The sequence below is a fragment of the Gammaproteobacteria bacterium genome (assembly GCA_016199745.1).
GTDB lineage: Bacteria > Pseudomonadota > Gammaproteobacteria > Acidiferrobacterales > Sulfurifustaceae > JACQFZ01.
Map to the genome: position 1 here is coordinate 1 of JACQFZ010000072.1, position 10,559 is coordinate 10,559.

General features: G+C 59.7%; 8 protein-coding genes and 1 pseudogene. 2 read left to right on the forward strand and 7 right to left on the reverse strand.

The window, feature by feature from the left end; genetic code table 11:
* Nucleotides 1-475: 475 nt before the first annotated feature.
* The 5 genes from HY308_19780 to HY308_19800 form a co-directional block, all read right to left on the reverse strand.
* The gene (locus HY308_19780; GenBank protein MBI3900503.1) at nucleotides 476-1,807 is read right to left on the reverse strand and encodes a sigma-54-dependent Fis family transcriptional regulator; all 1,332 of its coding nucleotides are present in this window, start codon (nucleotides 1,805-1,807) and stop codon (nucleotides 476-478) included.
* Nucleotides 1,807-4,770, reverse strand: coding sequence for a PAS domain S-box protein (locus tag HY308_19785; protein ID MBI3900504.1), 2,964 nt, complete (start codon nucleotides 4,768-4,770; stop codon nucleotides 1,807-1,809). The genes HY308_19780 and HY308_19785 overlap by 1 nt, the downstream gene beginning before the upstream one ends.
* Entirely contained in the window at nucleotides 4,760-4,957 is a 198-nt protein-coding gene (locus tag HY308_19790; protein MBI3900505.1) for a hypothetical protein, read from the reverse strand. Before HY308_19790 ends, HY308_19785 begins: the two co-directional genes overlap by 11 nt.
* A gap of 147 nt (nucleotides 4,958-5,104) precedes the next feature.
* Nucleotides 5,105-7,462 (reverse strand): EAL domain-containing protein, encoded by a 2,358-nt coding sequence (locus HY308_19795; GenBank protein ID MBI3900506.1) that lies wholly within the window; start codon nucleotides 7,460-7,462, stop codon nucleotides 5,105-5,107.
* 4 nt (nucleotides 7,463-7,466) lie between these two features.
* Entirely contained in the window at nucleotides 7,467-8,660 is a 1,194-nt protein-coding gene (locus HY308_19800) for an amino acid ABC transporter substrate-binding protein (protein MBI3900507.1), read from the reverse strand.
* 181 nt (nucleotides 8,661-8,841) lie between these two features.
* Here HY308_19800 and HY308_19805 point away from each other — a divergent pair, with 181 nt between their 5' ends.
* Nucleotides 8,842-9,744: an NAD-dependent epimerase/dehydratase family protein gene (locus HY308_19805; GenBank protein ID MBI3900508.1), complete on the forward strand. Its 903-nt coding sequence runs from the start codon at nucleotides 8,842-8,844 to the stop codon at nucleotides 9,742-9,744.
* Entirely contained in the window at nucleotides 9,744-9,929 is a 186-nt protein-coding gene (locus tag HY308_19810) for a hypothetical protein (protein MBI3900509.1), read from the forward strand. The genes HY308_19805 and HY308_19810 overlap by 1 nt, the downstream gene beginning before the upstream one ends.
* A gap of 41 nt (nucleotides 9,930-9,970) precedes the next feature.
* Here the strand turns inward: HY308_19810 and HY308_19815 are convergent.
* Both HY308_19815 and HY308_19820 read right to left on the reverse strand, forming a co-directional pair.
* Nucleotides 9,971-10,129: pseudogene (locus HY308_19815) on the reverse strand (transposase).
* A 117-nt stretch (nucleotides 10,130-10,246) separates the two neighbouring features.
* On the reverse strand, nucleotides 10,247-10,507 hold the full coding sequence (locus tag HY308_19820) for a helix-turn-helix transcriptional regulator (protein MBI3900510.1): 261 nt from the start codon (nucleotides 10,505-10,507) through the stop codon (nucleotides 10,247-10,249).
* Between the last annotated feature and the right edge of the window lie 52 nt (nucleotides 10,508-10,559).

Genomic DNA, 10,559 nt, shown 5'->3' on the forward strand with positions numbered 1-10,559 from the left:
GCTTACCGCCCCGCGCCGTACCGCGCGCTTTGTTACATTGTTAGGATCGCTCTTGATTCAGATCCCTAGCGTCACCGGGTGACACCGGTGGTTTTCTCCCTCCTTGGGAAAACAACTTCACGACACAGCCTCGTGTCGCACGAGGAATATAGACATAGAATTAAACTCCGTTTAATTGTTACTGAAGACGATGATTCGCTATGCGATATGTTTACGTCGCGCGCTATGCATGTAGGATCGCCGGGGAGACCGCGGGTGACACATCTTGTGCATATTGTTCTCCCTTTACTGCTTTTGATTTTTGGCGGCGCCAGCAACTAATACCAAACGAAGGTGTCGCGCACTGCAAAATCCAATGCGCGGATGATGTTCGCAGTCTCATGGACGACGGTCAGGACAGCTCGGCGGCGAATAGCAATCTCTGAATTTTTCTTCTGCAACTCCGCGTGGGCAACAAATTGCCCACCCTACATTTTTATTCCTTCGGCCGCGGAATTCCGAAACGTTGGCGCCGTTCCCACAACGCCTTGCGCGATAGGCCGAGACGCTTGGCGATTTCGGTTTCCGTCAGGCGATCCTGATTTTCGAGTACGAAGTGGCGAAAGTAATCTTGCAGCGACAGCGATGGATCGGTGCTGGCGACTTCGGCGGGTGGCGCTGCATGGATTGCCAACGACGCCGGTGTGATCTGGTCGCCTTCGCACAAGATGACGGCACGCTCGATGGCGTTTTCCAGCTCGCGGACGTTGCCGGGCCAATCGTAATCGCGAATGGCGGCGATGGTGGCGCTGGACAACGTCAGCGGCGGACGGTTAAGGCGGCGGCAAGTTTTGCTCAACAGAAATTGCGCGAGCGCGTCGATGTCTACGCCGCGCTCGCGCAACGGCGGTAAGCGGATTTCGACGACGCGCAAACGGAAGTAGAGATCGGCGCGGAACGAGCCGTCGGCTACGCCTTGCTCGAGATTGCGATGGGTGGCGGCGATCAAGCGGATGTTGACCTTGCGCGCGTGCGGGCTGCCGACACGGCGGATCTCGCCTTCTTGCAGCACGCGCAGCAAGCGTGCTTGCGCGGCGGCCGGCAGCTCGCCGATCTCGTCGAGGAACAGCGTGCCGCCGTCGGCGACCTCGACCAGACCGCGATGCGCGGCAATAGCGCCGGTGAAGGCGCCCTTCTCGTGACCGAATAGTTCGGGCTCGATCAACGTATCGGGAATAGCGGCGCAGTTGACGGCGATGATGGCGGCGTCTTTACGCTTGCTGAGCTCGTGCACGGCGCGCGCGGCCAGCTCCTTGCCGGTGCCGGACTCGCCGAGAATCAGCACCGTCGAATCGGTCGGCGCCACTTTGCGGATACGTTCGAAGGTCTCGCGCATCGCACCGCTCGCGCCGACCATGCCACCGACCGGATATATGCGCTCGACGTCGGCCTTGAGCGCTTGCGCGCGCCGTTCGAGCCGGTGTTGCTCGGCTAGGCGTTGCACGACCAGCAACATCTCGTCGTGATCGAACGGCTTGGTGATGTAGTCGGCGGCGCCGAGCTTCATCGACTCGACCGCGGATTTGACGCTGCCGTAGCTGGTCATGATCAACACCGGCACCGGCGCACATTTGCCGATAATGTCGGTGCCGGCGGCACCGGGTAAGCGGAGATCGGCAATGACGAGATCGAACGAGGTCAGATCGCCGTTGCCTTCGGCCTCGCTGACCGAACCGACATCGGCGACATCGTAACCGTTGCGCTCGAGCAAGCGCCGTAACGCCTGCCGAATCACGACCTCGTCTTCGACAATCAAAATTCGCCGCATTACACCTCCAATCGCCATGAACGCCGATCGCGTGCCGTGCGCGTTGCCGGCAGCCGCACGATCACGCGCGTGCCGCGACCGACAACGCTATCGATCGTCATGCTGCCGCCGTGATCGGTAGCAATGTTGAACGCCAGCGGTAATCCCAAACCAGTGCCCGCGCCCGGTTGCTTAGTGGTGAAGAACGGCTCGAGCACGCGCTCGCGCAACTCCTCAGGAATACCGGCGCCGCGATCGACCACTTCGATCCGCACCAACTCGTCTTCCACAATCGCCAGCACTTCGACGGTATCACCGGGACTCGAAGCATCGCAGGCATTGGTCAGTAGATTTAAGAACAACTGTACCAGCCGCGGATGATCGCCGACGACAACGATCGCCGGGTCGCAATGATTGACGCAATGCACTTGTTGACGAGCGCGCGACAGCCGCACTAAGCGTACCGCTTCTTCTACGCACGCCGACAGCGCGACCGGCTCGAGCGCACAGTCGGTCGGCACGCCACCATGACTAAACGTCACCAATAGTTGAACGATATCGCTGATGCGGCGGATCTGTTGTTGGATCAAGGCGATGCTCTCTTGCACGATCGCCGGATCGGATTCATCGCGTAAATTTTGCGCGAGCGAGGCAATGCCGGTAAGCGGATTGCCGATTTCGTGGGCGACGCCGGCGGCGATCTGACCGATCGAGGCAAGACGCTCGGAATGCGCCAGCTCCGCTTCCAGCATCTGCCGCTCGGTCAGATCTTCGACCAGAATCACCATTCCGCCGCCGTCTTCGAGCGCATTCGATTGCTCGATCGCTGCCTTGTGCAGGTTAAAGCAACGCGAGCGCCCGCGGATGTTCACTTGCAGCTTATACAGATGCTGCTCGTGGGCGGCGATGAATCCGCGCAGCAAATTGCCCCAGGGCTCGGTCAACTGCGCTAGCGGCGCGCCGCTGACATTGGCGACAGCGAGACCGGACAGCACCTCCATCGCATGATTCCAAATGACGACTTCACCGGCCGGACTGAGCGAGCAAACCGCGAGCGGCAACTCTTGCAGAATCTCCCGATGGTAACGGCGCAACGCGTCGAGCTCGGCGGCCACGCCCTCCAAGCGCGTGCGCGAATCTTGCAGATGGTCTTCGATGAAGCGCATGGTGTCGGCCAGCGCGATCGGCGCGCGCGCATCGAACCGCAAACGTTGCTTGACGACGTTGCCCGCCAACAACGGCCCGATCAAACCGGACAGATTGCGCTCGATGCGCTCGCGCAATCGGTGTAACTGCGTCGGCCGTTGTTCGGTGTCGCTCATCTGCAAATCGGCCAACGCTTGCCGCACTTGCTGTTCGGCGGTCTGTGGGCCGACGACGCGCGCCAGCTGATCGGTGAGCTGTTGCGCCGAGCCAGTTGCGACAAAGCCGCGCGGCGGCGCCATCTCGCGCGCGCAAGCGCGAGCGGCGTCGGCCTCTTCATGGGTCAGACGCGTTGCCAACGACAAGCCGGCGAACAACAAGCTGTTGACGGCCAGCGACCAGAACGTACCAAAAACGATGGCGTTGTCGCCGCTGGCGCCGAACCACTCTTGCAGATGAATACTGGTATGGACCAGGCCTGAGCGTTCGAACAGGGGCAACAGCAACGCCAATCCCCAAACGATGCCGCCGGCAAGCAAACCGCTGATGAAGCCGACGCGCGTCGCCCGCCGCCAATAAAGCAACCCGAGAACCCCAGGCAAAAACTGCGCGACCGCAACGAACGAAATCAAACCGAGCTCGACCAAGCTTTGATTGTCTTCGAGCAAGCGATAGAAACCGTAGCCGGCGAGAATGATCACGGCAATCAGCAACCGCCGCCACCACAACAACCGGTCGTACAAGTTCTCGTATGGGCGCTCGCCCGCGCCGAAGCTCATCGGCAAGATCAAATGATTGAGACACATCGCTGCCAACGCCAGCGTCTCGACGATCATCATCGAACTCGCCGCCGACACACCGCCGACAAATGCGAGCGTCGACAACCACGCCGAGTCGCTCACCAGCGTGATGCCGAGCACGTAGTAATCCGGATTAGCGCCGGGATGAAACTGCGCGCCGGCCCAAAGGATCGGTACGATCGGCAGATTCAACAATAATAGGAACAATGGAAACGCCCAGCTCGCCATCGGCAGCGTGCGCGGATCGATGTTCTCGGTAAACGCCATGTGGAATTGCCGCGGCAACAGAAATGCCGCCGCAAACGCCAACAGCATTAGCGTCATCCACGGCCCTTCACGCACCGGCTGGTACAACGCCTCGAGCCGCCCGGGATGGCGCGTCAGCCACTGGTCCATGCCATCGATGCCGCCGAATAAACCGAAAATAGCGAAGCCGCCGACAGCGGCGAGCGCCACCAGCTTCACCGCCGATTCGAAAGCGATCGCCACCACTAACCCTTCGTGTTTCTCGCGCGCCGACGCGTGCCGTGCGCCGAACAAAATGGCGAACAGAATTAAAATGGCGCAGAAGCCGAACGCCAACATTGCCGGTGTCGCTTGCAACGTCAACGCCCGCAACGATTCAGTGACGGCGCGGATTTGTAGCGAAATGTACGGCAACAAACCGATCAACATGAACAGCGTCACGATCACACCGGTCGCCTGATGCCGAAACCGAAACGCGAACAGATCGGCGATCGAGGTCAGCTGGTAATCGCGTGTGAGTCGCAGGATCGGCATCAACAATACCGGCGTCAGCGCGAACGCCAGCGTCACGCCGAGATAGATCGTCAAAAAGTTATAGCCCTGGGTCTGCGCGAAACCGACGCTGCCGGTGTAGGTCCACGAGGTTGCGTACACACCCAGCGACAATACGTACGTCAACGGATGCCGGGCGATGCGCGCCGGAATGATGCCGCGCTCGGCGCCGTAGGCGATCAAGAAAAGTAATAACAGATAAGCGACACAGGCGAGGAACAGGATCCAAAGCTCAAACTTCATGGCGATAGTGCCAGCTAACGATGGCAATCAAGGCGATGAATCCGAGCCACAGCAGATACGGCAGGTACCAAACCCGCGCATGCGCCGCCCACCAGAAGGTAAAAGGGGAAAACAACAGAAACAGCCCAAACAGAAACAACAGCACGACGCTGTCGAGGCCACGGCTTGCATCGGCGAGACGACGCATGCGAAAAGCCTAACAGGTATTAAAGAACAGTTACAAAAGGTAGTGAGGTACTTCGACTCTCCGCACTAATAAAAGTGCCATCGCTAGGAAGCGAAGGTCATCGCCGGCCAACAAAACGCCCGGCATTCACCATCCAGCCGACGCTGCCTAACTCACTGCCCGCCCTAACCGAACCGAAAAACGTGCCGATAGCAGCCCGCCAATTTTATCCGCCGTCGCCGGTCGACTGAAAAAATATCCCTGACCGTGATCGCAACCCATTTGCAATAACTTCTCGTATTGCACCTTTTCCTCCACACCCTCGGCCGTCACCCGGATCGGCCCAAGGCCGTGCGCCATGGCAATGATATTGCGGACGATGGAAGCATCGATCGCGCGGTTGGCGATGTCGTTGATAAAGCTGCGATCGATTTTGATGTTGGTCAGCGGCAAGCGCCGCAGATACGACAGCGACGAATAGCCGGTACCGAAATCGTCGAGTGCAATGTGCACGCCCAAGTCGCGCAAGCGCTCGAACGTCTTGATCGCCTTGGTCGGGTCTTCCAGGAAGGTCGATTCGGTAATCTCGAGCTCCAGCGACTCGGGTGGGATGTTGTAATCGGCGATGGCATGCTTAACCACCTGCACTAGATCATGCCGATGTATCTGCGCCGCCGACACGTTGACCGCGGCGCGCAAATGGAAGCCGGCGTCGAGCCAGCCGCGCAATTGCACACACGTCTCGCGCAATACCCACTCGCCGATGCTAGAGATCAACCCGCTCTGTTCGGCCAGCGGAATGAACAACACCGGCGATATCAGGCCACGCTGCGGATGCTGCCAGCGCAGCAATGCTTCCACACCGATGATAGTGCCGCTCGCCAAGTCCACTTGCGGCTGGTAGTGCACGACGAACTGATTCTGCGCCAAGGCACCACGCAGATCGCTACTCAACGCCGTGCGCTCCTGCACGCGGGCATTGAGCGCCTGGGTAAAGAAGCGGTATTGGCCGCGGCCGGCGGCCTTGGCCTCGTATAACGCAATATCGGCATTGCGCATGAGCTCGATCGCATCAGCGCCGTCGTCGGGGAAGAGGGTAATACCGATGCTGGCGCCGGTCTGTAGCGTCGTGCCGGCCAACGGCAGCGGCCGTGAGATGCTCTCGATCAAACGCTCGGCCACGCGCGCCAACTCTTCCGGCTGGGTCACCGTCGGAATTAACACGGCGAATTCGTCGCCGCCGAAACGAGCGGCGGTGTCGGCATCGCGCACCGTGGCGCTCAACCGAGCGGCAACTTCCTTCAATAACTCGTCGCCGACTTCATGACCGAGCGAATCGTTGACGTCTTTGAATCGATCGAGATCGATAAATAGGATGCCGCCCTTCTGACCGGTGCGGCGCGATGCCTTCAACACCTGATGCAGGCGATCCTGGAACAGAAACCGATTCGGTTTATTGGTCAGCGCGTCATGCGTTGCCACATGGCGCACGCGCTCCTCGGCCGCTTTGCGCTCAGTAATGTCCTCGTGCGTGCTGACGTAACGCGCGTCACCCATCGCGTGCACGCGCACTTCAATGGTTCGACCGTCGGGCCGGGCGTGCTCGAAACAAATCGGCTCGCTGGACGGTTCACGCGACAGATACCGCGGAACGCCAAGCGCCTGTTTCAACACGGCACTGACGCGCAGATCGCCCGGCAACATGCTGACGGGCAATGCATAGATTTCGAAGAATTTTGTGTTACACGCGAGCCCGCGCATGCGGCTGTCGAACACGCACAGGCCCTCACCGATATTGGCGAAGGTCATCTCCAACAACTGCGATTGCTCCTGCACCGCGTCCATCATGTTGGCGATGGAACGACTAAGATATTCGAACTCGGCGATTCCTTTATATTGCGGCGGACGATTTTTTTCGAGGTCGCCGATAATTTTGCGGATCGGCCGGCCGGCACGCACGGTCAAATAAAAGATGCAAACGCTCAGCGCCACCACCAGAAACACCGTCGCCAGCCCGGCGCCGATCATCAACCGATTCAATAACGCGACGTACACGCGATTGTCCTGAACGACGGTGATTTCCCAGCGCCACGGTTCGAAATTGATGACGTGCGTATAACGCCGCTGCGTCGGCATGAACCACCGTTCCTGGCCGGCCGGGTTCGCCAGCTCGCCGCCGAGATCGAACGAACGGCGCGCGGCTACATCGTGCACCACCACCGCCAGTTGATTGGCGCGGGCGAAATCTTCGATCTGCGTGAGCGCGGTGACTTTACGATGGCGCAACGCCAACGGGTCGCTGCTCTTGCCGGCGCGCTGCAGCTCGTCGAGATTGGTATCGATAATCTGAAAGATGCTGTTCGCGCCCCAGCGCAGGTCATTGGTCGCCTGCTGATCGACGAATTCCAATACCACCGACCGCACCGAGCCGATCAACAATCCACCGAACGCCAAACCGAAGACGACAATCGGCAGCAACACCCGAAAGGCCAGTGTTCGGTAAAACGGGCTGGCGTTGGGCCGCATGCCGTTATTTCCTGATGACGGGCGATGCCGTCTCCAACTCCGGCGGCCAAACGATTTCGCGCTGATCGTCGTGCCACTGGACGATCAGCGGGAAGCGTTTAATTTGCACGCCGGTGCGATCGACCGCGTAACGGCCAATGATACTTTCGGCATCCATGGTCGCCAACGCGTGGCGCACGGCGCTGCGGTCGGTGCCGCCTGCCTTGATGATGGCTTGCTCTAAAATTTGGCCGGCGGCAAAAGCTGATGCCGCGTGATACGACGGCAGCTCGTGATAGCGCCCGAGGTAGGCCCGCAGAAATTCGCTCGAGCCCGGCAACCGCAAGTTTTCCTTCGGCTCCCAAATCGAGGTCGAGAACGTGCCGTTGGCATCGGCACCGAGCGTGTTGCGATACTTTTCTAGTGTCGGCCCGACCGAAGCGTAGAACGCCGCCGGCGTCCAACCGATCTGCTTGAGCGCCCGCCGCATGGCGATCGATTCGTCCAATAAACCACCCAACAACAGCGCTTGTGCACGCGAGTCGCGCGCCGCCTTCGCCGCCGCCACCATGTCTGGATTTTTCTTCGGCAACACGCGGTAGTCGACGACGTGTAGATCGTAGGCCGGCGCCCAGCGCTTTGCGCCTTCGGCGACGGAAACGGAAAAAATATCGTCGACCGTAACGATGGCGACGCGCTCGATGCCTGCGGCCGACAACAATTCCAAGAAGCCGATGGTGTAACGGCCGGCCGGCACCCACATGCCAAAAACATTTTGGTAGCCGTGCTTCCAGATGTCGTCGGCGGCGGCGCCGGCGGCGAGCATCGGATAACCATTCTTGTCGGCGATCGGTGCGACCGCGGCGGTGATCGGACTGGTATACGGACCGAATACGAAGTCGAGCTTGGCGGTTTCGATAAATTCTTGGTAAATCTGCGCCGCTACTTGCGGCTGGCTTTGGTCGTCGCGGATTACCATTTGCACCGGATGACCGAGAATGCCACCGCGCTCGTTCACCTGCGATTCCCATAGCTGATAGGCGCACTGCTGCAATCGCGCGACCTCGGCGTGCGTACCGGTCAGGCCGAGCGACACGCCAATGCGAATCGGCGGCACCCCGAACCCGGCCAACGCCATGGATAAAGGCAATAACCCGCACAACGCCGCAAAAGCGACGGCCCACAGGCGAGCCCGGCGGCTGACCGATTCGATTCCCACGTTGACCTGCTCCCGACCCCGTAACCGGGGTTGTCGACCCCAACGAAGCAACTATTGGGCCTGAATCCTGAGTCTAGTCAGTTCGACCCGAAAACGCGGCGCCAGCCAATTAAGTCGTTAATTTATAAGAACCATGGTCTATCCTAACCGTCATCTTCCCTAGCCGCGTGCGCGCAAAAACATGAAAGTACTCGTTGCCGGTAGCGCTTCGCGCCTGGCGCAGGCACTTTTGCCGGTGTTGGCGGCCGATAGCCGCATCGAGCAAATTATCGGTTTGGACTGGCAGGAAACGTCGTTCAGCCACGAACGCTTCACCCAAGTGCTGCTCGACGTACGCTCGCCGCAGATCGCCCGGCTCATGGCCGGCATGAAAGCCGTCATCCACGTGCCTTATCCCGCCGATCGAGAACACGAACAGCAGCGCGACCTCCAGCTCCAAGGCGGGCAGAACCTGTTCCGCTGCGCGGCCCAGCAGGGCGTCGGCTGCCTGGTGCATCTATCCACGGCGGCGGTCTACCAACTGCCGGCGCGCGAACGGCCGATGAGCGAAAAACACCCACGCCTGGCCACGCCCGGTCTCGCTTGGGTCGAGGACCAGGTCGCCTTCGAGGAATGGTTGGATGTGTTCGAATCGGTCAATAGCGACCAAAAAATCATCCGCCTACGACCACACCTGATCGTCGGCCCGCAGGCGCGAGCGGCGAATGCGCTGTTGCGACTACCGTTTAGCGTGCGCCTGGCGACACCGCACCCGCGGTTGCAATGTGTCCACGAGGACGACGTCGGCCAAGCCGTGATGCTGGCGCTGGTCAAGGATGTCAGCGGTGCGTTCAATCTCGCCTGTGCCAACGCGGCGGCGCTGCACGAGATGCAGTGGGAGCGGAATGGCGGCCTCATCGGCCTGCCCTTTCCGATCGCCAATGCGTTATTGCGCGCCGGCCACCGGCTCAACATCGGCATCGATCCGGCATGGCTGGAAAAGGCTCGGTACGACATCACCCTCGACACCAGCGCCGCCCGCCGCAAGCTCGGCTGGGAGCCGCGTTATGATTCGGTCAAAGCTTGCCTCAAGGTAGGTGACTGATGGGCGACGTCGTTAAATTCAAACGGCCGTCGGCACGAGCGCGCGGCGAGGGTCAAACGCTGTGCCGCAGCGGTTTTCATAAGTGGCAAATCGCCACCGAGCGCAAATTCGACGTGAAGCTCGGCAAATTGGTCACGGTCGAACGTTGCGCTCGTTGCGGTAAAGAGCGGACGAAACTGCTGTAAAAATTGCGTTAGTCCGACCGAAAACTAGGGCGTGTCATCAATTAAACCAACCAAACCCAAATCGCCGCACAATAAATACCGGCGAGGAAGTTACGCTTCCGCTTGTCGTAGCGGGTGACGATGGCGCGGAATTGCTTGAGCTTGGCAAAGAAGTTTTCGATCAAGTGGCGTGCTTTATACAGAGGTTCATCGTAAGCGCGCGGGGTCTTACCTTATGGCACGTACCACCTGTCATTGTGAGCAGTAATGAGCGGAGAAACATCGCCGTGTCACGTAGGTTCCGCACACTTTCCGGCACACCCTGCCACCGAGGGTATTTAGCGCTTGCGCTTTTTCTTGGCCTCGCGCTTCGACGATGCGAGTACCGAACGTCCCTCTGCAACTCCATCACTGCCAAGTAATTCGGCGGCTGTAACCCCGAAGGCATTGGCGCAACGCTCGATGTTGTCCAAACTGATGTTGCAATTAGCGCGTTCGACCAAGCTGATATAGGTGCGATGCAATCCACTGACCTCCGCCATCTGTTCCTGCGACCAACCTCGTGTACCGCGCAGTATTCGAAGGCGACTCGCCAGCAGATGCCGTAGGGTTTGTTCTTTATCTTTGCCATCGGTGGGTTGGGCGTTATTA